The organism is Nonomuraea sp. AD125B (assembly GCF_041402765.1).
Classification (GTDB): domain Bacteria; phylum Actinomycetota; class Actinomycetes; order Streptosporangiales; family Streptosporangiaceae; genus Nonomuraea; species Nonomuraea bangladeshensis.
Window position 1 is genome coordinate 1 of record NZ_JBGLOU010000011.1, and the last position, 25,715, is coordinate 25,715.

At 72.6% G+C, this 25,715-nt stretch carries 19 protein-coding genes; 8 read left to right on the top strand and 11 right to left on the bottom strand.

Annotated elements, in window-relative coordinates:
- Positions 1-1,197: 1,197 nt before the first annotated feature.
- From ACBR40_RS27365 to ACBR40_RS27385, 5 genes are all read right to left on the bottom strand, one after another.
- A complete protein-coding gene (locus ACBR40_RS27365; protein WP_371250627.1) occupies positions 1,198-2,376 on the bottom strand; it encodes an acyl-CoA reductase in 1,179 nt (392 codons plus the stop codon).
- 580 nt (positions 2,377-2,956) lie between these two features.
- Complete coding sequence (locus ACBR40_RS27370) at positions 2,957-3,982, bottom strand: acyl-protein synthetase (protein WP_371250628.1); 1,026 nt, start codon at positions 3,980-3,982, stop codon at positions 2,957-2,959.
- A gap of 70 nt (positions 3,983-4,052) precedes the next feature.
- The gene (locus ACBR40_RS27375) at positions 4,053-5,345 is read right to left on the bottom strand and encodes an AMP-binding protein (protein ID WP_371250629.1); all 1,293 of its coding nucleotides are present in this window, start codon (positions 5,343-5,345) and stop codon (positions 4,053-4,055) included.
- A gap of 593 nt (positions 5,346-5,938) precedes the next feature.
- Entirely contained in the window at positions 5,939-6,775 is an 837-nt protein-coding gene (locus ACBR40_RS27380) for an SDR family NAD(P)-dependent oxidoreductase (RefSeq protein WP_371250630.1), read from the bottom strand.
- A 1,119-nt stretch (positions 6,776-7,894) separates the two neighbouring features.
- The gene (locus ACBR40_RS27385; RefSeq protein WP_329585324.1) at positions 7,895-8,143 is read right to left on the bottom strand and encodes an acyl carrier protein; all 249 of its coding nucleotides are present in this window, start codon (positions 8,141-8,143) and stop codon (positions 7,895-7,897) included.
- Positions 8,144-8,280: 137 nt separating this feature from the next.
- On the opposite strand from ACBR40_RS27385, the gene ACBR40_RS27390 reads away from it, so the two are divergent.
- The 3 genes from ACBR40_RS27390 to ACBR40_RS27400 all read left to right on the top strand — a co-directional run bounded on the left by ACBR40_RS27390 (position 8,281) and on the right by ACBR40_RS27400 (position 12,972).
- A complete protein-coding gene (locus ACBR40_RS27390) occupies positions 8,281-9,144 on the top strand; it encodes a hypothetical protein (RefSeq protein ID WP_371250631.1) in 864 nt (287 codons plus the stop codon).
- Entirely contained in the window at positions 9,141-10,976 is a 1,836-nt protein-coding gene (locus ACBR40_RS27395; RefSeq protein ID WP_371250632.1) for a hypothetical protein, read from the top strand. Before ACBR40_RS27390 ends, ACBR40_RS27395 begins: the two co-directional genes overlap by 4 nt.
- Before the next feature lie 109 nt (positions 10,977-11,085).
- Positions 11,086-12,972 (top strand): glycosyltransferase family 2 protein, encoded by a 1,887-nt coding sequence (locus ACBR40_RS27400; protein WP_371250633.1) that lies wholly within the window; start codon positions 11,086-11,088, stop codon positions 12,970-12,972.
- A 9-nt stretch (positions 12,973-12,981) separates the two neighbouring features.
- Here ACBR40_RS27400 and ACBR40_RS27405 read toward each other — a convergent pair whose 3' ends face one another.
- Positions 12,982-14,106, bottom strand: coding sequence for a DegT/DnrJ/EryC1/StrS family aminotransferase (locus tag ACBR40_RS27405; protein WP_371250634.1), 1,125 nt, complete (start codon positions 14,104-14,106; stop codon positions 12,982-12,984).
- Entirely contained in the window at positions 14,106-15,083 is a 978-nt protein-coding gene (gene pseB, locus ACBR40_RS27410; protein WP_344216820.1) for a UDP-N-acetylglucosamine 4,6-dehydratase (inverting), read from the bottom strand. The genes ACBR40_RS27405 and pseB overlap by 1 nt, the downstream gene beginning before the upstream one ends.
- 83 nt (positions 15,084-15,166) lie before the next feature.
- Here pseB and ACBR40_RS27415 point away from each other — a divergent pair, with 83 nt between their 5' ends.
- Together ACBR40_RS27415 and ACBR40_RS27420 are read left to right on the top strand one after the other, a co-directional pair.
- A complete protein-coding gene (locus tag ACBR40_RS27415; protein WP_371250635.1) occupies positions 15,167-15,904 on the top strand; it encodes a cytidylyltransferase domain-containing protein in 738 nt (245 codons plus the stop codon).
- Complete coding sequence (locus ACBR40_RS27420; RefSeq protein WP_371250636.1) at positions 15,901-16,872, top strand: PseG/SpsG family protein; 972 nt, start codon at positions 15,901-15,903, stop codon at positions 16,870-16,872. The genes ACBR40_RS27415 and ACBR40_RS27420 overlap by 4 nt, the downstream gene beginning before the upstream one ends.
- Here ACBR40_RS27420 and pseI read toward each other — a convergent pair.
- Entirely contained in the window at positions 16,865-17,908 is a 1,044-nt protein-coding gene (gene pseI / locus ACBR40_RS27425; protein WP_344216826.1) for a pseudaminic acid synthase, read from the bottom strand. The two genes, ACBR40_RS27420 and pseI, sit on opposite strands and share 8 nt — an antisense overlap.
- The gene (locus ACBR40_RS27430; protein WP_344216828.1) at positions 17,905-18,396 is read right to left on the bottom strand and encodes a GNAT family N-acetyltransferase; all 492 of its coding nucleotides are present in this window, start codon (positions 18,394-18,396) and stop codon (positions 17,905-17,907) included. Before ACBR40_RS27430 ends, pseI begins: the two co-directional genes overlap by 4 nt.
- A gap of 150 nt (positions 18,397-18,546) precedes the next feature.
- On the opposite strand from ACBR40_RS27430, the gene ACBR40_RS27435 reads away from it, so the two are divergent.
- The 3 genes from ACBR40_RS27435 to ACBR40_RS27445 are packed head-to-tail and all read left to right on the top strand — an operon-like array spanning position 18,547 to position 21,955.
- On the top strand, positions 18,547-19,992 hold the full coding sequence (locus ACBR40_RS27435; protein WP_371250637.1) for a glycosyltransferase family 2 protein: 1,446 nt from the start codon (positions 18,547-18,549) through the stop codon (positions 19,990-19,992).
- Positions 19,993-20,040: 48 nt separating this feature from the next.
- Positions 20,041-20,892: a CDP-alcohol phosphatidyltransferase family protein gene (locus ACBR40_RS27440; RefSeq protein WP_344216832.1), complete on the top strand. Its 852-nt coding sequence runs from the start codon at positions 20,041-20,043 to the stop codon at positions 20,890-20,892.
- Positions 20,893-20,914: 22 nt separating this feature from the next.
- Complete coding sequence (locus tag ACBR40_RS27445; protein WP_371250638.1) at positions 20,915-21,955, top strand: sulfotransferase; 1,041 nt, start codon at positions 20,915-20,917, stop codon at positions 21,953-21,955.
- On the opposite strand, the gene ACBR40_RS27450 is transcribed toward ACBR40_RS27445, so the two are convergent.
- Together ACBR40_RS27450 and ACBR40_RS27455 are read right to left on the bottom strand one after the other, a co-directional pair.
- Complete coding sequence (locus ACBR40_RS27450) at positions 21,952-23,013, bottom strand: glycosyltransferase (RefSeq protein WP_371250639.1); 1,062 nt, start codon at positions 23,011-23,013, stop codon at positions 21,952-21,954. The genes ACBR40_RS27445 and ACBR40_RS27450 overlap by 4 nt on opposite strands.
- Positions 23,010-25,646 carry a CDP-glycerol glycerophosphotransferase family protein gene (locus tag ACBR40_RS27455; RefSeq protein ID WP_371250640.1) on the bottom strand — a complete coding sequence of 879 codons (2,637 nt, stop codon included), beginning with the start codon at positions 25,644-25,646 and terminating at the stop codon, positions 23,010-23,012. Before ACBR40_RS27455 ends, ACBR40_RS27450 begins: the two co-directional genes overlap by 4 nt.
- Positions 25,647-25,715: the final 69 nt, after the last annotated feature.

A 25,715-nucleotide genomic window follows, 5' to 3' on the forward strand; every position in this document is an offset into this window, starting at 1 on the left:
CAACCACCCCACCCAACGCCCACCCACACCACGCGGGCACCCCCTCCCGCCCACACCACCCCCGCGCCCGCACTCGCCCTACGTGCCTCCAGAACCGCCGCAACCCGGGCACCACCACGAAAGCCCCGACCACCAGCACGGACGGAACCAGCACCAACCTCGGCATCCCAACCGCCCGAGCCGGCAGGTAGGCCAGCACCTCGACCGCATACCCGACCGCCAACCCGGCCGCCAGCTCCTCCAACCCCGCCCACGCACGGTGACCGGTCAATGCCCGCCACAACAGCACCCCCGGCAGCGCGACCCCACCGCCGAGGTACCCCCCGAACACGACCAGGTCCCGCACGGAGACCCCGCAGCACAGAAACACCACGACCACACCGGCACTCACCGCCAGCGCAGGCAACCACCCCACGAATCGCCGCACCAGAGGACCCCGCACCAAACCCCCCACCACTCTCCGCCCCCCGCACGCCCCCGCGCTTGCACCGCTCCGGCATCACTGAACCGGCATCACTGGACCGACACCGCCACGCTGGCACCACCGCCCGCCGGCCAGCCCAAGAGTCGCCGCCCGCCAGCCAGCTCAAGCACCACCGCCCGCTGGACAACCTGGAGGCCGGTCCATGGGCAGCCGACTGCTGGGCATCTGCACCGGACACCCCGCCAACCGGCCGGACACCGTCAACCGCCGAACACCCGCCGACCGCCGAACACCCGCCGACCGCCGAACACCCGCCGGACATTCCTCCGGACCGTGGGGGACTCCCGCCGGACGGCGGGCACTCCGCCGGACCACGAGGTACCGCGCCGGTCACCGTCTACCGGACGCCGCCAGTGGGCACGACCCTGAGCACCTCAGCTGAGCACCGCCTGCCTGTCATGTCGCCCCGCGACATCCCGAGCGGCCCAACCCCGCATCCGCCCACCCGGCACCTCTCACGGAGGGACGTAAAGCACGTCTCAAGAGCACGTCGCCAAGGACATTGCCTTAGGACCTCGCCCAACGACGTCACCGAAGGACGTCACCGAAGGACGTCGCCAAAGCGCTGCCCAGGGGACGTCGCCTCAAAAGACGTCATCAGAAGCACGTCGCCCAACGACGTCACCGCAACACGCCGCCGAGGGACGGCGCCGAAGGACGTCGCCAAAGGGACGTCACCCAGCAACATCACCCAACCGCATCACCCAGCAACATCACCGAACGACGCTCACCAACCGCGTGAACTCGACCGGCAAATCAACCCCATCCCAAACCCGACCAAAGCTGAGCGCACTCCCCACCGGCACCATCCGATCAACCCCCCGCCCGCCCAACCCCCTCGCCAGCTCCTCCAACTCCTCCCGCCCGAACCCGAAGTGCGTCATCGTCTGATCCCGCCGCTCCACCACCGCGCCCAGCTCCGCCAGCCCCCCAAGCCGGCAGTGCACGAACGTCCCGGCCCCCAACCACCGCCGCGGAACCGCCGCCTCCTCCACCAGGGTCACGTTCGCCAGCGCGTTCCCCCGGAACTCCACACTCTCGGCCACCCCGTCGGCGGCCAGCCCGTACGTGGCCACCCGCTTCTCCACGGCCATCCCCGGCTCCACGCCCCACCCGCGCCTATCGAGCACCCGCGCCACGTGATCGATGAAGTCGGCCCGAGCCGCGTCGCAGTCCTGCTCCGCCCCCACCCAGAACACCGTCCGCGGCGACGAGCAGGCGGCCTGGTCGAACCAGTAGGCGTCGTTGACGAACCCTTCGGCCACGTTCACCCGAACCGCCCGTTCCGCGCACAACCAGGCCGCCGCCCGTACCACCGCGAACGACGACCGATCGGGAAAATCAAGTTCCCGGGCATGCGGCGCGAGCGGATGCCGCCGCACGTCCAGCACCGTACGGTCGCCGCCCCACACCACCCGCAGATCGCAGGCCGCGGACAAGGCCGCTGTAACCTCCTCATCCAACCGGTCATAGGTGACGATGCGCTGCGTCTCGCCCACGATGGGATCAGCCTCAGTCGACGCCTCGTGCAACGCCTCAAGGATCACCCCGACAACCGCCCCGGCCCGTGGCGACAGCCGTACGACGTTGCGGTTGCCCATGAGCGCGGACAGGGCCCAGGAGTAGACGAAGACGGTGTCGACGTTCGCCGGCGGGATGTGGAAGACCAGCCCGCGCGGCACCCGTACGTGCTCGCCGTTAAGCGAGTCCAGGGTGCGCGTCAGTTCGCTGGGCCGCAGGAAGAATCCGAGCGACCCGAGCTCGGGATGCCGCCGCGCCGACGCGGACCGCAACAACCGCTTCCCGAACGCCGCCAAAAACCCCCGAACCCGCTCATCCCCGACCGTGAGCCCACCACCCCGCAACCCACCAAGCAGCACCTCAACGGGCACAACGTCCTGAGGACCCCCAGCCTCGCCGCCGAGGGACGCGCCCTCCCAAAGGCCCACGTCCCTGGCGACAGACACAGCCCCCTCACGGGCCCCGGCCTTCGCCCCCGACCGCCCATCCACCAGGGGTACGACGCCTGCACCGGGAAACAACACCTGCACCTGGCGGGAGTGTCCCCGACCGCCCTGCCCCGAGCCCCCGCTCCCGCTCGACATCACCGCAGCCATCCCTGCCACCCCAGCAACTCCCACCGCCGTCCCAGCCGTTTCACGCGCCCGAGCTCGTTGCGCCTGTCCCGACTGTCGCCACCGAGACACCCGCACTGACCCCGGAAGTCCCGGTCGTCCCCACCGAGACGTCCGCCCTTGCCCCAGTCGTTCTGGCCGTTGTCGCTGCAGCGCCTGCCCTTGTCCCGGATGTCCCGGTCGTCGTCCCCGAGGCACCCGCCCTTGCCCCAGCTTGCCTGGCCGCTGTCGCCGAGGCGCCCGCTCCTGCCTGGGCCGTCCTGACCGTCGTCCCCGAGGCACCCGTCCTTGCCCCGGGTCGCCGGCCTCTCTCCGGTGGGCGGGGTTCCGCTCGCCATCAGCGCTGTCCGAAGGTGTCGCTGCAGCCGCGTGCCTCGGCCTGTGGCAGCCGGCCCAGCACCTCGAACCGTTTTCCCGGCCAGGCCCCGTCATCGACGCCGCGCACCACGCCCAGATCCTCAGTGAGCAGCACGTGGCCCGGATAGGACGTGGGCAGCGTGCTGACCACCTCGACCAGCCCAGGCACTCCGGGTGGCGCCTCCTCCCAGGTCTCCGGGTCTCGGATCATGACGTCGGCGAAGTCCGGGCAGTAGAGGCCGTCCCCGTCGGGCCCTTCAAGGAAAATCGTCCCGATCTGTTCAACCATCCCGTAGAAGTTGTGCACCCGGACGAGCCCGCACTCCGCCTCCAGCCGCCGCCGGAACTCCGCGTTGTCCACCGCCTGCTCAGCCAGCCGCTTCCAGCCACCGGAGTGGATCAGCACCCCCTGCGACAGATCCAGGCCCAGATCCAGCAGGTAGAGCCACACCATGAAGGTGAACCCGAACACCAGGAAACGCCCGCCACCGTGCCGCGCCAGGAACGCCTTGGCCGCCTCGGCATCCACCCGCCCCTGCTCGTCCAGCACGAACGTGTGGTCACGGCCGAAGTTCATCATCCCGAGCACGCCCGCGCCACGGGCGCTGAGCGTCGCGTCGCGTACGACCGACCTGCTGTCGACCACCAGCATGGGCAGCCGCCGCTCGCCCAGCACCTCCCTGAGCGTCGCCGCGAGCATCCGTGTCTGCGCCGCCGCCGCCTCCCGGTCGAGGTAGACCCGGCTCGGCCGCTGCCCGGTGGTGCCGCTGGAGGTCAGCACCCGGAACACCCGCTCCGGCGGAACGCTGCGCAGCTCGTGCGTCTTGAACAGCCGCACCGGCAGCCAGGGCAGATCCACCAGCCGTTCGTACGGCGGCCGCGCCCCGATCGCGTCAAGAATGCGTTGGTACGGCGGGCACGCCGCCCGATGCCGTTCGGTCAGCTCGGCCAACTCCCTGACGAGCCGAGCTTCCCGCTCCTCCTCGCGCAACGTGAAAACGCTCACCCCGAGCTCCTCGCTTTCACCGGGCCCCACCGCCTGACGGCCGGCCGCGCCGCACGGCTTCCGGGCGTGTTCATGTGCGTCCTTCCAGGGAGCGGTAGTCGACCTTTCCCGTGGCGAGCAGGGGCAGGCGGTCGATGGGACGTACGTCGAAGCCGCTCCAGTGGAGCCGGAGTTCGGCCCCCAGCCGCCGGGCGAGCCCCGCGCAGCCAGCCGCGTCCAGCCCCTCGGCCCAGACCGTCACCCGGTCGTCGCCGCTGGTGGCGGCGGCCGGGCCTGCGTTGCGCAGCAGGCGTTCGACGTCGTCGAGGTTGACCCGTACGCCGAAGATCTTGGCGATGCGCTTGAGCCGCCCGGTGAGGTGGAGGAAGCCCTCCGCGTCCAGCCGCCCGAGGTCGCCGGTGCGCAGGACGCCGCCGAGGTCGTCCCCGCGGGCCAGGTCGGCGGCGGTCTCCGCGTAGCCCATCATGACGTTGAGCCCGTGGTAGACGACCTCGCCGTCGCCGTCGCCGTCGATCTCCAGCCGCCCGCCGGGCACGGCCCGCCCCACCGAGCCGAGCTTGTCGGCCAGCCGGTCCGGAGGCAGGACGGCGATGCGGGCCGTGGCCTCCGTCTGCCCGTACATCACGAAGAACCGGTCCGCCTTCGCCGCGAACTCGGTGACGATCTCCGGAGCGAGCCGCCCGCCGGCCTGCGTGAGCGTGGCGATGGACGGATGCTCAGCACGGTCGTAGCGCAGGCGGCGGAGCATCTCGTACTGATAGGGGACGGCGGCCAGGGACGTGCAGTGGTGCGCGTCCAGATGGGCCCAGAACGATCGCTCCAGCAGCCCCGCCTCCGTGAGCATCACGGTCGCGCCCGCCGCCAGATGACTGTTGAGCACCGAGAGCCCGTAGCTGTAGTGCAGCGGCAGGCTCGTGGGCGCGACCTCGTCCGGGGTGATCGACAGGGCGGTGGCGATGCTGGCGGCGTTGGCGAGGACGGCCTGGCGGGACAGGCGTACGAGCTTGGGATTGCCGGTGGAACCCGAGGTGGCGAGGAGGACGGCGAGGTCGGGATGCGGCTCGGGCGTGTCGCGGCGGGCCGGTGACGAGCCGTCGGCCGCGTGCGTGAACCCGAGCAGCGCCGCGGGCCGGAACCGCGCCGCCAGCTCCGCGAGCGTGCCCGGCGACAGGTCGGGATCCAGCAGCGCCACCGGCCGCCCGGAACGGAACGCGGCCAGGTAGCGGAGCACCGAGGCGAGGTTGTTGCGCATCCCGCAGAACAGCGGGCCGGGCCGCAGCCGCGCCAGGATCTCGACCGTCCGCACGATCCGCCGTTCCAGCTCACCGGCTCCGAGCACCACCCCCTCCCCGGCGATGATCACCCGCGCCTCAGGATGTGGAAAAACCCCTCCCTCGGCGACTCCCGGGACATCTCCCATCTCCGAAATCCTCGCCCCTGTCCGCGCCTCCGCCTCCGACTCCGACTCTGGCTTTGGCCCGAGCTTCGTTGATGGGGCGGCTGCTGTCCCGGTGGCGATCAACCCCGTCGTCGGCGTGCCGACCGCCTTCGCCGGCACCGGCTGGGCCGGGGGGACGGCTGCCGCTCTCGGAGCACCTGGCCCTGTCGGAGGAACGGCTGCCGGCTTCTGAGCACCCGGCCCTGCCGAGGGAACAGCCGCCGGCTTGGGAGCACCTGGCCCTGCTGAGGGAGTGGCTGCTGGTTTGGGAGCACCTGGCCCTGCCGAGGGAACGGCTGCTGCTTTCGGGGTGCCCGGTCGTGCCGACGGTCGGGATGCCGTCTTCGAGGTGATCTGCCCTGCTGGAGGGGTGGTTGGCGCCTTCGGCGCCGCTGACCCCGCAGAAGGTCCCAGATGCGACGGTGTCGGCGGCTGGGGCGGCTTCCCCTGTGTCGGTCGGAGCGGCTGCTCGTCGTTGGACCCGCCGTCCCGCTGGCCGTTGAGCTGGTCGTTTCCTGTCATGGCGCCAGACCGCCGTCCACGCCGAGGACCTGGCCGGTGATGAAGTCGGCGTCGGGGGAGAGCAGGAACGCCACAGCGCTCGCGACGTCATCAGGACGGCCGAGGCGGCCGAGCGGCGTGGCGGCGATCGTGGCGGTACGGGCGTCGGGCTCGAGCGTGGACAGCATGTCGGTCTGGATGTAACCAGGGGCCACGGCGTTGACCCTGATCCCGGAGCGACCCAGCTCCTTGGCGGCGGCGAGGGTGAGGCCGATGAGCGCCGCCTTGGAGGCAGAGTAGACGGCCTGCCCCGGGCCGCCCGCGCGGCCCATGACCGAGGAGACGAGGACGACCGATGGAGAGGTCCCGCGTCGCAGGAGCCTCAGCGCCGCCTGCAGCGTGTGGGTCGCGCCGATCGCGTTGATCTCGAAGAGGCGGCCGACCGTCTCGGTGCGGACCATGCCGAGGAGACCGGCGGCGTGGATGCCGGCGTTGACGACGAGCGCGTCCAGGCGGCCGTGGCGCTGGTGGATCCGCCGCATCATCGCCGAGATGAGGGTGGGATCGGCGACGTCGCCGTGGACGGCGTCCGTCAGGCCGCCGGTCTGCGCCGCCACCTCGGCGGCGGCCTTCTCTGCGCATTCCTCGTCGCGGCCGTGGAGCACGACGCGGTCGCCGTGGGCGGCCAGCCGGGCTGCTGTCGCGCGGCCGATCCCGGTCGTCGAGCCGGTGATGAGGACGACGCGGGGGGAGGCGGTGGCCAGGCTCATGGTCCGATCCGCGTAGCGGCCGGAGGAGGGTTCGGCTGTTGTGCGGCGGGTGCCCAGGCCGGTCCACGCGGTTGCGTAGTCCATGGCGGTGCCGGTGGTGCGCGGGCTGGGGGCGGCCGTTGCTCCTGCGGGGCTGTTGCGGCTTTGCTCTGGTCGTGGGACGGCCGCTGCTTCGCCTTCAGCAGAAGGCGCCGCAGGGGTAGGACCGCCAGGAGACGGCGCTTCGACGGCGTACGCGCTGGGGGCACTGGCGGAAGCCGGCGCGGTGGTCGGCTCGCCCAGGAACGCCGCTTCGGCCGTGAACTCGTACGGGGAAGTGACGTTGCCTGCTGGGCCGCCTGTAAGCTCCGCTCCGGTGCAGGGCCCGCTGGGAGACGCCGGTGTGATGGCGTGACCACCGGAAGGGGTCGGCTCGGCGGCGGTGGAGTCCTGTGGAGAGGTTGCCTCAGCGGTGGCGAAGCCCTGTGTAGAGGTTGCCTGGGCGGTGGAGCCGTGTGCGGAGGCTGCGTCGGTGGTGTGGGCGTGTGGAGAGGACGCCTCGGTGGGAGGGGCGCTCTGGGAATGGGCTGCCGGAGCGTCGGCGGCGGCGTTGCCGCCATGCGGTGTCGCCGTGGTGTCGCCGATGTCCCTGGACGGTGGCGCGAGGTTGCGGTGCCTGGCCGCCTCCCGGCCCAGCGCTGGGTCCGGCGCGGAGTCTGATGTTGTGCTCGGTCCTGGGTTCGGCGGTGCCGAGTCCGATGCTGCGCCCGGCCTTGAGCCCCGTCCTGAGTCCGGCGTTGCGCCCGGTCCTGAGTCCGATGTTGCGTCCGGCCTTGAGCCCGGTCCTGGGTCCGATGTTGCGCCCAGTCCTGAGTGCGATGCTGCGCCCGGCGCCCCGCCCAGGTCTGAGCCTGATGCTGCGTCCGGTGCTGGATCTGGTGCTGCGGCCGGTACTGCGCCTGGCACTGGCTCCGGCGCTGTGTCCGGTGCTGTGCCCGGTCCTGGGTCCGGTGTCATCGCGCCCTCCCGTGTGCGGTAGACGCTGCCTGGTCCGTTGTCATGCCGCCCCCAATGGCTCGGACGATGGCTGGCCCGGTCTATGACACCCCCGGTGGACCGGAGGTGAGTCGATGCGCGTCGCGAAGTGCGTCGTGACGTCCCCCGACGCCTGCGTGTGCCTTCGGCGCGTCTGCGTGAACCCCGATGCGATGCCCGGAGGTGCGTTCAGACGGCGGCGGTGCCGATGCCGTGCTTTTCGAGGAGCTCGGCCGCCGCGGCGAACGAGCTCATGTCGATCATCTCGTCGGTGTCGATCATTATGGAGAACTCGTCCTCCATCGCGGCGACCAGCGCCATGTGAGCCAGCGAGTCCCACTGCTGGATGGCGCGGTATTCGAGGTCGTCGACGGGTGCGTCGGCGGGAAGGTTGAGAGATCTGCGGAAGACGGCCCGCAACCGGTCGAGATGGCTCATGATCACTCGCTAACTCTCTGTTCTCAGGCCACGACCGAGTGTAGCGGCACTTTCGGGTCCGGAGAAACCAAGGCCCCGCCGGGAGTAATGGAACCGTATAACGGCGAGTGAGGCATGTTCGGGGCTGGGAATGTCGCATGGGGCGCGCCAACCGCTACGGGGGAATGATGGACGAATCCAATCACTGGTACGGGCACTCGCGCATACTCGGCAGATACTGTGAGATGCCGGACGAAACGCCGAAACGCATCCAGGGTTTCCTTCAGCATGGATGGAACTATCTGCACGGATTCCCGCCGAACGACCACTGGTGCAGCCCGGGTTATCCGCGTTTCATATGGTCTGACGTGCTGCGCCGGCGAGGCTGGTCGATGGGCCGCAGGGGGCACTACCTCATTGGCGCGCCCTGGATCTACCTCCTCCATCTGGAGCCCGAACTGGGCGTCACCACAAAACGCGAGGGTACGATCTGGTATCCCTTCCATGGCTGGGAGAAGAGCTCCGTTAGGGGCGATCACGACCGGCTCGCCGCCGAAATCCGAGATGTCGAGACAGGGCCGGTAACGGTCTGCCTTTACTGGCTGGAATTCGCAAACCTGGACATCCGGCAGGCGTATGAATCGCGGGGATTTCGGGTTATTTGTCATGGTGAGCGCGGCTCCCGCTGGGAGAGCAAGGGGCGCGACTTCCTGCGCAAGCAGCTGATCCAGCTGCGGCGTCACCGCAGGGTGGCCTCCAATCGGCTCGGCAGCGCGCTGTTCTACGGCGCGTCCGTGGGCTGCGAGGTCGCGGTGTACGGGGACCCCATGCAGTACGAGGACGAACGTCCCGAATATGGCGGCACCGCGCGCCGGATGCGGCTCTGGCCCGAGTTGCACGGCGTGCGTGTCGATCCGGGGCTGGCGGCCGAGGTGGCGGGGCGGGAGCTGGGATTCGAGTATCAGGCGACACCGGAGGAGCTACGGCGCATGTTCGGATGGAAGCGGGTGCGGTACGCGTGAACGAGGCACCCGAGAACGTCCGGTTGGTCGGGGGGGAGATGCTGCTGTGGTCGGATATGGCCGACATGTCCGGCGGCGTCACCGACTGGCGAGGGGCGGCACTTGAGCTGATCAGGCGGATGGTGCCGGCGAGCGGCAAGGTGCTGCTGGTCGGACCGCATCCGGAGACGGTGGTGGACGAGGTGGTCGCCCAAGCCGGGCTGACGGGGGAGGCGCTGGCTGCCCGAGCCGGAAGGGTGGCGAACGATATCGCCGCCCAAGCTGGCATGGCGGGCAAGGTGCCAATCGCCCAGGTCGGCGTGGTGGGGGAGGCGCTGACTGCCCAGCCCGGCCTGCTGGGGGAGGCGTCAACCGCCCAAGCTGCGCTGTCGGTGGACGAGACAACCCTCACCCCCTTGGCGGGCAGGGTGGCCGTGCTGGTGCGGTCCTATCCTGACGCCTGCGCCCTCGCCGAACGCCACCCCGCCCTGGACGTCTTCTGCGGCCGGCTGGAGGCGTTCGCCGCCGACGAGCCGTACGATCTCGTGCTGGCGCTCGACGGCCTGCTGCGGACGCATTCCGCCGAGGCCCCGGCCGCGTCCTGGGCCGAGTCGCTCGACGCCCTGTCGGCCCTGGTCGCGCCCGGCGGGAGGCTCGTGCTCGGCGTGCACAACGACCTGGGCGTGGACCGCATCCTGGAGGCGCGCCCGGCCGACCGCGACGGCGGTGACGACCAGTGGGCGCCGCACGGTTTCGACCCCAGCTATCCCAGCGGCCCGGGAGCGCTGGACGCCGCGCTGGAGTCGGCGGGGCTGAGCGTGCAGCGCTGCTACGCGGCCTATCCGGCGCGGCAGGCGCCGCGCGCGCTGCTCGCCCGCGAGGCGCTGGCCTTCGACCTGCCGGACGCGCTGGCGTTCCCGCTGGGCGCCAGGGACGGTGACCGCATGCTGGTGGCGGACCCGCTGCGCCTGACCCGCCTGGTGTTCAGGCACCGCCTGGGCGAGGAGCTGGCCCCGGCGTGGCTCGCCGTCACCGTACGGTCCCCGCTGCTCACCAAGGAGCGGAGCGACGCCGACGAGCGCTCGTACCCGGCGCTGCCCCTCGGCCTCGTCCAGGAGGGCGGCACCCTGTACGAGCTCACCCACACCGGCCTCAGACGCCTCCCCGACGGCGGCGAACGTCCCATCCCCGCCGGCCGCGTCCTGGAGGAGATCCTCGTCGAGGCGTGCGCCCGCGAGGACACCGCGACCGTCCGCGAGCTGCTGACCGCCCTCGCGGACTGGGTGGAGGACGGCGGCGACGCGGCGGCGGCGACCGACAGCCTGGTGTACGACGGCGTCCGGTTCGCCCCCATAGGCGACCTCCAGGGCCCGGCGGTCCCGCCCGATCCCCGGATCGTGCTGTGCCGGATCCTGCTGCGGTTCGCCGTACGCCTCCAGGCCGCCGGCCACCACCACCCGTGGCCGTGGCCTCTCGACGCCGACGAGCTCACGCTGACGCTGTGCGGCATGGCGGGCCGCTCCTGCGACCCGGGCGACCTCGACCGTGCCCGCAAGCTGGACGCCGAGCTGGGGCAGCCGGCGGAGCCGGCCGGGCACGCGCCGACGTACCGCGACCTGCTGGGCGCCCGCGACCGTCTCGCGGATCAGCTCACCGCGGCCCTGGCCAGGATCGCGCGGCTGGAGACCAAGCTCTCCTACCGGGAACGCGAGCTGGTACGCGCCAAGGGGAAGCTGCGCAGGACCCAGCGGAAGGCGACCGCCTACCGGCGCACGCTCGGCTACCGGCTCTCGCGCCGTCTGGCCCGGCCACGCCGGGTCGCCAAGAAGGTCATCCGCCTGCTGTCCGGCTGAGACGACAAGACGACCCGGACCACCCGACAGGCCCGGACCACCCGACAGGCCCGGACCACCCGACAGACCCAGACGACGACAGATGACGCAGCGACGACGAGGAGTACACGTGCCGGTTCTCTCGGTGATCGTCCCGTTCCACAACGTCGAGAAGTACATCGGCCCCTGCCTGGACTCCATCCGCGCCCAGACCCTGGACGACCTGGAGGTGATCTGCGTCGACGACGGCAGCGACGACCACGGACCCGACGTCGTACGGGCCAGGCAGGCCGAGGACCCGCGCATCTCCCTCGTCATCCAGGCCAACCAGGGCGTGGGCCGGGCCCGCAACGTCGGCCTCGCCCGGGCGACGGGCCGCTACCTGGCGTTCGTGGACGGCGACGACACGGTCCCGCGTGAGGCGTTCCAGCGGATGGTCGCCTCGCTGGAGGCCACCGGCTCGGACCTGGCCTGCGGCAACGTCATGCGCCTGCACCGCAACCTGCTGGTCCCGTCGTGGGCGCACCGGGAGGCGTTCGCCAAGCCGAAGCGGCGCACCCACATCACCCGCCACCCGCTGCTGATCCGCGACCGGATGTTGTGGAACAAGGTCTACCGCCGCTCCTTCTGGGACCGGCTGGGGCTGAGCTTCCCCGAGCGCATGTACGAGGACCAGCCCGTCGCCATGGCCGCCCACGTCGGCGCGCGCTCGGTGGACGTCCTCGCCAGGGTCGTCTACCACTGGCGCGAGCGCGACGAGCCGGGCACCTCGATCACCCAGCGCAGCTTGGAGGCGGGCAATCTGCGCGACCGCCTGCTGTCGGTGCTGGAGACCGCCGACCTGCTGGCCCGCCGCGCCCCCCGGCTGAAGCCCGCCTTCGACCGCGACACCATGGACATCGACATGGGGGTGGCGGCCGAGGCCGTGGCCGGGATGGGCGGAGCAGCGGATCCCGAGCTGGTCGAGCTGATCGTCCGCTACCTTGACGGCGTGTCCCGTGAGGCGTGGCTGAGTGTGCCGTTCGCGCACCGGCTGCGGCTCCACCTCCTGCGCGGGCACCGCCTGCCCGAGCTGGGCGACGTGCACGCGCAGGCCCGCGACGGCCGGCTGCGGCCACCGGTACGGCGGGCAGGGGTCCTGCGCAGGCGCTGGCACGCCTGGCATCCCTGGCTGCCGCGCGGCCTGTCGGACGTCTCCGAGGAGCTGGGTCTCGCCGCCCGCCTGGTGGAGCTCGGCTGGCGGCGCGGCGTCCTGGTGGGCGAGGGCCGGGTCGGGGTCGGCAGCTTCGACGTCGGCGTGGTGCGCCGGGCGCGCGTGCGCGTGTGGCTGGAGGAGCGCCGCACCGGCGAGCGCGTACGGCTGTCGGACCAGGAGTCCGCGCCCGTCTGGGAGAGCGTCGAGGAGGAGGAAGGGGTGCGGCTGCCGCAGCACGTGTTCCCGTTCGCCTTCGCCTTCGACCCGGCCGCGCTCTCGGCCGCCCAGCTCACCCGGCGCGGCCAGTGGGACCTGCGCCTGCAGCTCAGGGGGCACGGGCTGCGGCTGGAGGGCCGGGTGGCCGGGCCGCGCTGGCTGCCGCCCGGCGTCCCCGCCCCGCGCCGCGCGTCGGGCGTGTGGGTGGTGCCGGTCCGCACCGCGCGGGGGGCCTGGGGTCTGCGGCTGCGCCTGGCCGAGGTGATCATCGGCGAGTGCCGGGTGGACGGCGGCGACCTGGTGTTCTCGGGGGAGCTGGCCGACGTCGGCGACGGCGAGCCGGTGCTGCGGCTGCGCCGCAGGAGCGACGGCGAGGAGATGTACTTCCCGGTGGCGCTCGCCGGGCAGGACTTCCACGCGAGGGTGCCGCTCGCCGACCTCGACGAGAGCGTGGGCCAGGAGTCGTGGTGGGAGGTCGTGATCGACCAGGGCAAGGCGCTGCGCCCGCTGGTGCGCACCGGGCAGCGGCCGGTCGCCCTGGTGGCCGACCGGCGTTTCCTGGTGGACCGGAGCGAGGACGGCTGCCTGCTCCTCGCCGAGCGCTAGCCGGAACGGCTAACGCAGGATCGCGGCCAGCGTGTCGACCACGTGGTCCTGCTCGGCGTCGGTCAGGTCGGGGAAGAGCGGCAGCGACAGCTCCTCGGCGTAGTAGGCCTCGGCGGCCGGGCACATGCCCCGCTGGTAGCCGAGATCCTCGAACACCGGATGCCAGTAGACCGGGATGTAGTTGACCTGCACGCCGATGCCGGCCGCCCGCATGCGGTCGTAGACCTCGCGCCGCCGCCCGTGCCGGACGCGCACGGGGTAGAGGTGCCAGCTCGGCGACACGTACGCGCGCCGCGCGGGCAGCGTGAGCCCGGGTACGTCGCGCAGCAGCACGTTGTAGCGGGCCACCAGCTCGGCGCGGCGCTCGCGGAAGCGGGCCAGCCGCCGGAGCTGGCTGACGCCGAGCGCGCACAGCACGTCGGGCAGCCGGTAGTTGAGCCCGAACGCGTGCACCTCCTGGTGCCAGCCGCCCACGCCGGGATCGCGCTGCGCGGCCGGCTCGCGTACGAGTCCGTGGTTCATGAAGCGGGCGGCCCGCAGCCGCAGCTCGGGGTCGGCCGCGGCGACCGCGCCGCCCTCGGCCGTGGTCACGGTCTTGGTGGGGAAGAACGAGAACGTCGTCAGGTCGGCGAGCGTCCCCACCGGCTGGTCCTTGTAGGAGGCGCCCAGCGAGTGGGCCGAGTCGGCGATCAGCCGCGCCCCGGCCCGCTCGGCGACCTCCCTGAGCTGGTCGTAGTCGGCGGGATGGCCCGCGTAGTCGACGGCGGTGACCGCGCGCGTGCGGCCGGTGACGAGCGCGGTCACCGCGTCGGGATCGAGGTTGCCGGTGTCGGGCTGCACGTCGGCGAAGCGCACCCGCGCGCCGAGCAGCGCGGCCGTGGCCGCCGTCGCCACGAACGTCAGCGGCGTGGTGATGACCTCGTCGCCCGGCCGCACGCCCGCCGCGACGTAGGCGACGTGCAGCGCGGCCGTGCCGGAGGTGACCGCCACGCACGGCACGCCGCCGGTCCAGCGCGCCAGCTCGGACTCGAACGCGGCCACCGCGGGCCCGGTGGTCAGCCAGTCGCCGCGCAGCACGGTGGTCACCGCCGCCACGTCGCCCTCGTCGACGGAGTGCCGTCCGTAGGGGAGCATCAGCCGGTCACCATGTCGCGCAGGTCGTCGACGGTGAGCCACTGGTCGTTGGTGTCGGAGCGGTAGGCGAAGCCCTCGGGCAGCAGCTCCCCGCTCTGCGGCGGGCGGTAGCCCCAGGTGGCGATCGTGGGCTGCACGACGTAGCGATCGGCCAGCCGCAGCGTGCGGCGGCCGTCGTCGGGGCCGATCATCTCCTCGTGCAGCTTCTCGCCGGGCCGGATGCCGATCTCGTAGAGGGGGCTCTGCGGCGCCAGCGCCTCGGCGAGGTCGGTGATGCGCATGCTGGGGATGCGCGGGACGTAGAGCTCGCCGCCCTGCATCAGCTCGAAGGAGTCGACGACGAACCGGACGGCCTGGTCGAGGGTGATCCAGAACCGGGTCATGCGCTTGTCGGTGATCGGCAGGCTGTCGCCCTGCTCGGCGAGGCGCTGGAAGAGCGGGATCACCGAGCCCCTGCTGCCCACGACGTTGCCGTAGCGGACCACGGAGAAGCGGGTCTCGTGGGCGGCGGCGTAGTGGTTGGCGGAGACGAACAGCTTGTCGGCGACCAGTTTGGTGGCCCCGTAGAGGTTGATCGGGCTGGAGGCCTTGTCGGTGGAGAGCGCCACCACCTTGCGCACGCCGCAGTCGATGGCGGCCTCCACCACGTTCTGGGAGCCGGCGATGTTGGTGCGGACGTATTCGAACGGGTTGTACTCGGCCGTGTCGACCTGCTTGAGCGCGGCGGCGTGCACGACGTGGTCGACGCCGTGCATGGCCCTGGTCAGCCGGTCGCGGTCGCGGACGTCGCCGATGAACCAGCGCAGCCGCTCGTCGTCGGCGAAGAGCCGGCGCACTTCGTACTGCTTGAGCTCGTCGCGGGAGAAGACCACCAGGCGCCGCACCCCGACCGAGTCGAGCGCGTGGCGGATGAAGGCCTTTCCGAACGACCCCGTGCCCCCGGTGATCAACATCGACGACCCATGGAGAATGCTCACGTCGCCCCCTGAAATCGTGTGCCGGGCGGTAGCATAACGCGATCGGCCTATGACGCACTGTCACACGGGGGAATGGGGCTTTCGTGCGTATTGTCGGAATCGTTCAGGCCAGGATGGGATCCACCCGGCTGCCCGGCAAGGTGCTCCGACAACTCGGCGACGGTGGCCGGTCGGTGCTCGGCTGGGTGGTCCGCGCGGCCCGCGAGTCGGCCGCCCTCGACGAGCTGATCGTCGCCACCACCACGCTCCCCGAGGACGACGCGGTGGCCGCCGAGTGCGCCGCGCTCGGCGTCCCCTGCCACCGCGGCCCGGTCGACGACGTGCTCACCCGGTTCACGCAGGCGCTGGAGGAGCGGCCGGGCGAGGCCGTCATGCGGTTCACCGCCGACTGCCCGCTGCTCGACCCGACGGTCGTCAAGGAGGCCGCGCTCGTCTTCCAGGCCGTCCCCGGGCTCGACTACCTCAGCACGAGCCTGGCCCGCACCCTGCCGCGCGGCCTCGACGTCGAGATCATCGCGCGGGCGGCACTGGAGCGCTGCGACCGCGAGGCCGTCGCCCACCACCGCGTCCACGTCACCTCCCACATCTACACCGAGGCCGCAGGCGACGCCCGGCTGCTCGGGCTCGCCTACCACCCGCTCGCCGCCGACCTCAGGCTTACGCTCGACACCGAGGACGACTGGCTGCTCATCTCCCGCGTGGTGAGCGAGCTGGGCGACCGCTGCGTGCCGATGCGGGCGCTGGTGAGCTGGCTGCGCGCCCGCCCCGAGGTGTGCGGGCTCAACGCCCACGTACGCCAGAAGGCGCTGCAGGACGCGTGAGCGCCGGGCCGCGTGTCGGGATCCGCTGCGACGCGGGCGCGGACAGCGGGGTCGGCCACCTCGTCCGCTGCGTCGCCCTGGCCGAGGAGCTGCGCTCGCGCGGCGCGCGCCCGGTCTTCCTGGGCGCGGTGCGCGACTCGCCCTGGGCGCTCGCCCAGCTCCGCGAGCGCGTGCTCCCGCTCACCCCCGCCCCCGAGTCGCCGGCCGCCCTGGCCGCGCTGGCCCGCGCGCTCCGGCTGGACGCGGTCGTCCTCGACTCCTACCACCTGCCGCCCGGCACGGGCGAGGAGCTGCGCCGCCACGGGCTGCCCGTGCTCGCCGTCGTCGACGGCGACCCGCTCGGCCAGCACGCCGACCTCTACCTCGACCAGAACCTCGGCGCCGAACGCCGCCCGTTCCCCGCCGGGCCGGTGCTGGCCGGCGCCCGTTACGCGCTGCTGCGCGACAGCGTACGGCGACGCGCCCGCGCCCCCCGACGCCCGGACCGCGTCCCGGAGGTCCTGTGCTTCTTCGGCGGCACCGACGCCGCCGGGGTCGCCCCCGCCTGGGCGCAGGCCCTGTGCGCGACCGGTGTGCCGTTCACCGCCACGGTGGTGAGCCCGGCCCCGTTCGCGGCCGGGACGCCGATCACCGTCATCCCGCCCACCGACCGGCTGCCGGAGCTGATGGCCGCCGCCGACCTCGTGGTCACCGCCGCGGGCTCGGCCATCTGGGAGCTGCTCTACCTCGGCGTGCCCACGGCGCTCAGCTGGGTGGCCGACAACCAGCTCATCGGCTACGACGAGCTGGTGGGCAGGGGCGTGGCGGCGGGCCTCGGCCGCGCGCCCGGTCCCGAGGCCGTCGCCGTCCTGACCCGCCTGCTGTCCGACCCGGCCGCCCGCGAGGAGCACGGCCGCCGGGGCGGCGGGCTCGTGGACGGCCGGGGCAGAGAGCGCGTCGCCGACGCCCTCCTGGCCCTGATCAGATGAGGTCCCAGGTCAGCGGCGTGCCCTTCGGCACGTCACGGACGAAACGCCGCCCCGTCACCTCGCGCACCGCGTCAGGCGGCAGCCCCCCGGCGGGCCGGACCGACCGTACGTTGCCGGGCCCCACCTCCTCACCGGCCCGCACGTCGCGCACCACGTAGAGGGAGCGGCGGAAGCGCAGCCCCTCCCGCTCGGACGGCCGCGGCCCGAGCACCGGCTGGCCCAGCGCCTCCCAGGCCCGCGCGCTCTCCGTCACCAGCGCGGCCAGCTCGGCCGGCTCCAGCGAGAACGCGGCGTCCACCCCGCCATCGGCCCGCGCCAGGGTGACGTGCTTCTCGATCAGACACGCCCCCAGCGCCACCGCCGCCAGCGGAACGCCGATGCCGGGCGTGTGGTCGGAGACGCCGACGACCTCGCCGGTGAGCGCGGCCAGCAGCGGCAGCGCCCGCAGGTTGCTCTCCGACGGCGCCGCCGGATAGGAGGCCGTGCAGGCCAGCACCGCGAGCCGGGTGCAGCCCGCCTCCCTGGCGGCGGCCACGGCCGCGCCGATCTCGCCGGCCGTCCCCATGCCGGTCGAGATGATCAGCGGCTTGCCGGTGGCCGCCGCGAGCCGGATCAGCGGCAGGTCCACCAGCTCGGACGAGGCGATCTTGTACGCCGGCACGTCCAGTTTCTCCAGGAACTCGACCGCCGTCGGGTCGAACGGCGAGGAGAAGGCGGCGAGCCCCCGCTCCCGCGCCCGCGCGAACAGCGGCTCGTGCCACTCCCACGGCGTACGGGCCCGCTGATAGAGGTCGTAGAGGCGCTCGCCGCCCCACAGCGAGTGCGCGTCGCCCAGCCGGAACGCCGGCCCGTCGGCGTCGACGGTCAGCGTGTCCGGTGTGTACGTCTGCAGCTTCACCGCGTGCGCCCCGGCGTCGGCCACCGCGTCGACGATGGCGAGGGCCCGCTCCAGGCTGCCGTTGTGGTTGCCGGACAACTCGGCCACGACGTACGGCGGATGACCGGGCCCGACGGCCCGGCCCGCGATGGAGATCATGTGTCTTCCCTCCTGAGCTCGATGGCGACGACGTCGCGCGGCACCCCGTCGACGTCCCGGCGGTAGGCGGCGACCTCGGCGAAGCCGAAACGCCGGTGCAGCGACCTGACCGGCGCGTTGTCGGCCAGCACCTCGCCCCGCAGGACCGTGAGACCGAGCGGGCCGAAGGCGTGGGCGATGGCCTCGCGCTCCAGCCCGGCCCAGGCCCGCAGCAGCGCGCCCGACCGTTCGAGGCCGTCGAGGTCGAGGTAGAAGCCCCAGCTGCCGCTCGCGGGCGACAGGTCGGAGTAGGCGACCACGCCGGCGGGGACGCCGTCGTGGTCGTAGATCAGCACCTGCCGGGTGGCGTCGGCGCGGACGGCCGCCCACCAGCGGGCGTGCTCGTCGGCGCCGATCTCGTGCGTGGTGAAGCTGGCGGCGCGCACCCGCGGGTGGTTGCGCCAGCGCCGCATGGCCGGGAGGTCGTCGTCGTGCGCGCCGCGAAGCATTCCGCCCCCTACCGTTCGTGCCCGTCCTGGTGCTCAACGTAGCCGATCACGTCGCCGGTAAAGAGCTCTTCAGGCGCGCGTCCCCGGCGCGGGCGGCGCGGCATGCTGCCCTCGAACGCACTCCCGCGAGGTCAAGGAGCCCCATCGGCCATGATCCCCCTGCTCAGCGTCATCGTCCCGTTCCACAACGTGGAGCCCTACATCACCGAGTGCCTGAAGTCGCTCGCCGCCCAGACGCTGGACGACCTGGAGGTCGTCATGGTGGACGACGGCTCCGCCGACGGCAGCCGGCGCGTCGCCGAGGACTTCGCGGCCGCCGACCCCCGGTTCGTGCTGGTCACGCAGCGCAACCAGGGCCCCGGGCCGGCCCGCAACGCCGGGATCCGGCGGGCGCGGGGCACGTACCTGGCCTTCGCCGACGCCGACGACGTCGTGCCGCCGGAGGCGTACGAGCGGCTGGTCGCCAAGCTCGCCGAGACCGGCTCCGACCTCGCCTGCGGGGCGGTGGGGCGGCTCGTGGACGGCGTGCTGGAGGAGTCCACGCTGCACGAGAAGGTGTTCAGGCGGCCGGTGCTGTGCACGCACATCACCGACAAGCAGGTGCTGGTGCGCGACCGCACGGTGTGGAACAAGGTCTACCGGCGCGACTTCTGGGAGCGCGCCGGGCTGACCTTCCCCGCCGGGATCTACGAGGACGTGCCGGTCGCCATGCAGGCCCACGTGCTGGCCGGCAGCGTGGACATGCTGGGCGAGGTGGTCTACCACTGGCGGCGGCGCGAGGAGGGGGAGGACTCGATCACCCAGCGCCGCAACGAGCTGTCCAACCTCAACGAGCGCCTGACCGCCATCCGCTCGGTGCGCGCCTTCCTCGACGAGCGGGCGCCCGAATTGCTCGACGGGTTCGACGCGCTGGTGCTGGAGAAGGACATCCTCTTCCTGTTCCAGGCGCTGGAGAGGTGCGCGGAGCCGGGCCCGCTGCTCGATCTGGCCCGCGCCTGGGTGGCCGAGCTGGGGCCGCGGGCGGTCGCCACCGCGCCGTCGCTGCGCCGCCTGGAGCTGCACCTCATGACCCGGGGGCTGGTGGCGGAGCTGCGGAAGGTACGCGACTTCCGCCGCGCCCGCGCCGAGTCCGGCACCCGCGTGGTGCCGCGCGGCTGGCGCACCACCGGCTGGTACGGCGACTACCCGTTCTTCCGCGACCGCCGGCTGCGCATCCCCGACGAGGTGTTCGACGCCCGCGACGAGCTCAGGCTGCTGGCCAGGGTCGACGACTGCGCGTGGACGGGCGCGGAGTACCGCGTGCGCGGCGAGCTGGCCGTCCACCGCGTGGACCGCCGCATCGACCGCATGAACCTGTGGCTGAGCGACGGCCGCCGCAAGGTGCCGCTGGAGGTGAGCAGGACGGGCCGCGGCGGGTTCGTGGCCGCGTTCGACCCGGCCCGGCTGGCGGGCGGCGGGGAGGTCTGGCGGCTCCAGGCCCGTACGGAGACCCGCGGCCTCGTGCTGAAGGGCTGGTGCAGGGACGGCGAGGCCGGGGGCACGTGGCGATTCACCGTGCCGGGTTGGTCAAGAACCGGCCAGGACATCCCCCAGTAGTTCCAGACAGTAATCACCGGAGCGCGGCCCGTGTTCATGCTGGTCTGCATGAGGACCTATTCGCTCGATGACGTCCACGAGACACGCAAGCGGAGAGACTCCTGGTGGACCGTGTATTTCGTGGACCCGGTCGCCTGCCGGGTCGCCCTCCCCGTCGCCAACCACACCCGGATCACGCCCAACGGGCTGACCGTCCTCTCGCTGGTCCTCGGCGTGGCGTCGGCCACCTGTTTCGCTATGAACCAGCTCGTAGCGGGCGCCGCGGTCTTCTATCTCAGCTTCATGATCGACTGCGTGGACGGCAAAATCGCCCGGCTGAAGGGCACGGGGACGCCCTTCGGCCTCTGGCTCGACTACGTGGGGGACCGGATCAGGGTCGTGCTGTGCGCCGCGGGTCTGGCGTACGGGCAGTACGCGCTGACCGGCGAGGTCGGCTACGTGGTCCTCGGCGCGGCGGTGGCCGTGCTGGACCTGTTCAGGTACGTCAACGCGCCGCAGATGAAGCGGGTCCGCGAGGCCGTCAGGGACGAGCGCCAGGGGGTGGCGCACGGGCCGGCGGAGCCGCTGGGACCGGCACTGGAGCCCATGGGGCCGCCGGAGCCGGACGATGACACCCAGCCGCTGGAGCGGGTCCCGCGCCCGTCCGGCTTCTTCCGCCGGCTGAACAGGTTCCTGGCCCGGCACCGGGTGCGCTCGCACCTGATCAGCGGCATCGAGTTCCACGCGGCGGTGTTCGTGGTCGCGCCTCTTGCGGGGGCATGGGCGCTGATCCCGCTCGCCGCGGCGGCCGGGGTGCTGCTGCTGGCCAACGAGGTCTTTCTTGTCTACCGGATGTGGCGCTTCACGCGCAGGCACGCCGTCGCCTCCTCTCGGGAGAGCCGAGAGCACGTTCTCGTCTAAGTTTTTCGGGGGTTAGTACGAAATGTCCGACAGGCCAGTCTTCGTCATCGGATGCCCGCGCTCCGGCACCACGATGCTCCAGCTCATGCTGCACTCGCACCCGCACATGGCGGTGCCGCCCGAGACCCGCTTCCTCGTACCCGCCTACTACCGCCGCCGCGCCTGGGGCGACCTGCGGATCGCCGCGCGCCGCAGGGCGCTCGCGCAGTGGATCGCGACCGACCGCAGCACCAAGTTCCGCGAGCTCAAGATCGACAAGGACGAGTTCGTCCAGCAGGCGGTCGAGGGCCCCGGCTCGCTCGGCTCCGTGATCGGCACGGCCTTCCGGATGTACGCCGACCGCTTCGACAAGGCCCGCTGGGGCGACAAGCGCCCGAGCTACGTCAAGCAGGTCGACATGCTGCTGCGGCTCTTTCCCGACGCCCAGTTCGTCCATCTCATCAGGGACGGCCGCGACTGCGTGGCCTCGCTGAAGGAGATGCCCTGGTACACCCTGGACTCCTTCCACGCCGTCTCCACCTGGGCCGAGGCGATCGACGCGGGGGTCAAGCTCAAGCGCACCCTGCCCGAGGACACCTACTACGAGCTGCGCTACGAGGACCTCACCGACGACCCCGCGACCGAGCTGAAGAAGCTCTGCCACTTCCTGGAGGAGGACTTCTCCGCCGCGATGATCTCCCCGCGCGAGGCGGCCAGCGTCGCGGTGCCCGAGCACAAGGTCTGGCACAGCAACACGCACGGCGAGGTCATCCGCAGCCGCGTCGGGAGCTGGGCCAACCGGCTGGACGACTGGGAGGTCTCGCTGTGCGAGCACATGCTCGGCGACCGCCTGGAGTCCCTGGGCTACGAGCTGACGGGCGCGGCCAGGCCGGCCAAGGAGCACATCGTCGCCGCCCAGAAGACCATGCAGAAGCGCAGGGCCAGCCGCATGCGCAAGCACATGCGCGACCGCTTCAACCGGCTGCGCGAGCCCAGCCCGGTGGCCGCCCTGCTGACCACGCGCCAGCGCTCGCTGGCCGGCGTGCCGCGCCAGCGCACCGAGATCACGGAACCCGCCATCTAGCGATCGACGTGGGCGAACAGCCGCTCCCAGTCGTCCAGCACGTGGTCGAGGCGGAACGCCTCGGCCCGTGCGCGGGCGTCGGCCCCCAGCCGCCGCCGCTCCTCCACAGAATCCGCGAGCCGGCGCAGCTCGGCCGCGAAGGCGTCCACGTCCCCCGGCGGCACCAGCACCTGGCCCGCCGCGCGCACGCCGCCCGAGACGTCGAAGGCCACCGACGGCACGCCATGCGCCCCCGACTCCAGCAGCACGACCGGCAGACCCTCGTGCTCGCTGGTGAGCCCCAGCACCGACGCCGACAGGTACTCGGCGGACATCTCGGCGGCCGGGACCAGGCCGCGGAAGACCACCCGGCCGGCCACGCCCTCCCGCCCGGCGTGCGCGCGCAGCCGCTCCCGCTCGCCGCCGTCGCCGATCAGGTGCAGCTCCCACGGCTCCGGCAGGCCCGCACGGGCGAACGCGCCGATCAGCCGGTCGAACCGCTTGACCCCCTCCAGCCTGCCGACGCCCAGCACCCGGGGGACGTCGAGCGCGGCCATCCGCTCCGGCCAGCGGGCCAGCGGGTTGGGCAGCGCGCGGGCGTTCGGCAGCAGGGCGTGCTCGGCGAAGCTCCAGGCGTCGTCCTCGCTCAGGAAGACCGCCTGGTCGAGGTCGGCGTAGTGCTTCCTGATCGAGCCCAGGTGCCAGCAGCCGCGCGCGTGGTCGTAGGAGCCGTGGTACTGGCCGATCGACCGGAGACCGGCGGGCAGCAGGTCGCGCACCCGGATCACCGCCGACGGCGAGGTCATCACCGCGTACCCGGGCGCGATGCGGCCGAGCAGCCGGCGCAGCCGCCGGTCGGCGCGGACGCGGGCCAGGCGGTTGCCGGGTTCGGCGCGGCTGATCACGTGGTGGTGGTAGCGCGGGCGGTCGACGTACCGGAACGGGGAGCGGGCCCGGTGCAGGCCGATGACGTGCACCTCGTGGCCGCGCCCCGCAAGGCCCTGGGCGAGGGTGTGCGTGACCTGCTGGATGCCGCCCAGCGTGTCGGCGTCCACGCAGGCGAAGACGACCCGGCTCATCGGCGGGCCCCCACCCGGAAGAAGTCGTCGACGATCCGCGCCGCCGCGTCGCCGCGCTCCTCGGCGCACCACAGCTCGCGGAAGGCCGCGTAGCGTCCGGCGTGGGCCGCGTGCTCCTCGTCCAGGCGCCGCAGCACGTCCACCAGCTCCTCGGTGGTGGTGACGCACGGGCCGGGGGCGATGGCGGGCAGGTCGTGGTAGACGCCGCGCTCGGACAGCCGGTAGTCGTCCCAGTCGTCGAGGTAGAACACCATCGGCCTGCCGGTGATCGCGTAGTCGCACATCAGGGACGAGTAGTCGGTGAGCAGCGCGTCCGAGGCCAGCATCAGGTCGTTGACCTCCGGGTAGCGCCCGGCAGGGCGGACGAAGTGCCGGAGGTGCTCGGGCGTCTCGTAGCGCTCGACCGGGTGCGTGCGCAGCACCACCACCCACTCCCCGGCCAGCTCCTCGGCCAGCAGCTCCAGGTCGGCCCGTACCGATCGGCCGCTGCCCACGGCCCGGTCGCGGTAGGTGGGCGCGTAGAGCAGGACCCGCCGTCCCGGCGGAAGGTCCAGGGCCGCGCGTACGTCGCCGGTCGGCTCGCCGCGCACCAGGGCGTCGCAGCGCGGCGTCCCGTACCGGTAGACCTTGCCGGTGTAGCCGTTGGAGGGCACGAAGAGGCGGGAGAACTCCGCGCTCGGCGACACCAGCGCGTCCCACCGCGCCACCGCCGCGCGCCACTGGGCGCGCGGCCGGTCGAAGTCGGAGCGCAGGTCAGGCGCGTCGAAGCCGATCGACTTGATGCCCTGGCCGTGCCAGGTCTGCAGGTAGCGGGTGCCGCGCGGCTTCGGGTAGTCCAGCGGGAAGCCGTGGCTGTCCACCCAGATGCCGGCCCGCGCCATCGTCCAGAGGTGGCGCCAGCTTCCGCGGCGTACCCTGCGGGCGCCGCGCGGAACGTCGGTGCGGCCCTTGGCCAGCGACCAGACGACCTCGATCGGCAGGTCGCGGCGGCGCAGCTCCTCGTAGAGCGCGCGCGGGCTGCCGCAGCAGCCCTTGCCGACGTCGGACTCGAACAGGGCGAGGTCCGGGCGCGGGCGCACCACCTTGACCAGCACCTTGTACGCCCGCAGCTTGTTGCGCGGCGTGCCGATTCGCCGCACGAACGCCCGCCACAGCCGCTCGCGCAGCCGCCGCCCGGTGCGGGTGGCCCGTACGCACAGGTAGGCCGCGTGCCCCTCGGCCTGCACCCGGCCGCCGGGCAGCTCGATCGGCCGCAGGCGCGGGTCCACGATGATCCGGTCGGTCGTGGTGTGGCCGTCGGAGAGGCGGGTGAAGCCGATTCTCGGCTCGCACTTCCCGGCGGGCGTGAAGGCGACCTCGCTGACGTAGCCGCCCTCGCCCGACGGCTCCGGCCTGATCGGCACGCGTACCCTGCCGACCTGGAGGAACGCCGTCCAGTCCGGCGGCAGCGCGCCGAACGGGTCGAAGGTGCGCACGGTCATCCGCACCCGGTCCCCGTCGCGGACCGGCTCGCTCGCCTCGTGCCGCAGCCGGGCGGCGGCGAAGGGCAGCTCGGCCAGCCGCAGCGCGGTGATGTCCAGGCCGGGGGAGACTGTCGTCCCCCAGTACGTGCGCCCGTCGAGCCGTACCGCCGCCCGCGGCGCGGCCCGCGGCCCGGTCAGCGAGCCGGCCGCGACGCGCAGATCCTCGATCCGGTCGTCGAGGATGAGCCGGCAGCACACCCGCTCCAGGGGCGCGGCCTGCTCCAGCACCTCGGCCGGGATCCGCGCCAGGTACGGCCGGACGATCGAGGCGAACTCCTTGACCCACACCAGGTCGCGGGAGGGCAGCGGGTTGAGGTAGACCCGCAGGTCCTGCCGGACGAAGCGGCGCTGCCGGTGCGGCACCAGGTCGCCGGCCCCGTGGGCGCGCAGCCGGTCGTCGCTCATGCGGGCGGCGAGGACCCGTTGCCGGACGTTGTCCAGGTCGTCCACGCTCAGCGAGATCGAGACGCCGTCGCAGGCGCGGTGCCAGTGGTAGACCGTCCACGGGACGATCGCGAAGCGGCGGGCGAGGGCGTACAGGTCGGCGGCGAAGACGTGGTCCTCGTAGTCGACGTCCTCGGGGAAGCGCAGCCCCCGCTCGCGCAGCCAGGCCACGTCGTAGAGCTTGTTGGTGCTGAAGGAGTCGAGGAACAGCTCCGGGTCCTCGCGGATGCCTTCCACCACGCGGCGGCGGGCGAACAGCGACGGGTAGTACGGCCGCAGCCTGCCGCCGGCCTCGTACAGGCGGGAGATCTGTCCCGAGACGAACTGCGCGCCGGTGCGCTCGATCTCGGCGAGCAGGCTCTTGCAGGCGTGCCGGGGCAGCTCGTCGTCGCTGTCGAGGAACATGACGTACGGGGCCGCCGCGGCGTCCGCGCCGTCGTTGCGGGGCGCCCCGCAGTGCCCGCTGTTGACCTTCCTGCGCAGGTAGCGCACCCGTGGGTCCTGCGCGACCAGGCTCGCGGCCACCTCCGGCGTGCCGTCCGTGCTCGCGTCGTCGGCGATGATCACTTCGAGGTCGCGCAGCGACTGGCGGAGCACGGAGCGCACGGCCCTGGGCAGGCGGGCGGCGTCGTTGTACGTGATGACGACCACGCTGCAGTCCGGCATCCCAAGTCCCCCCGCTGGTCGAACCACCTGCGGGGAGGGCCCTGCCCCCGAGCTGGGGGAAGTGTCCGG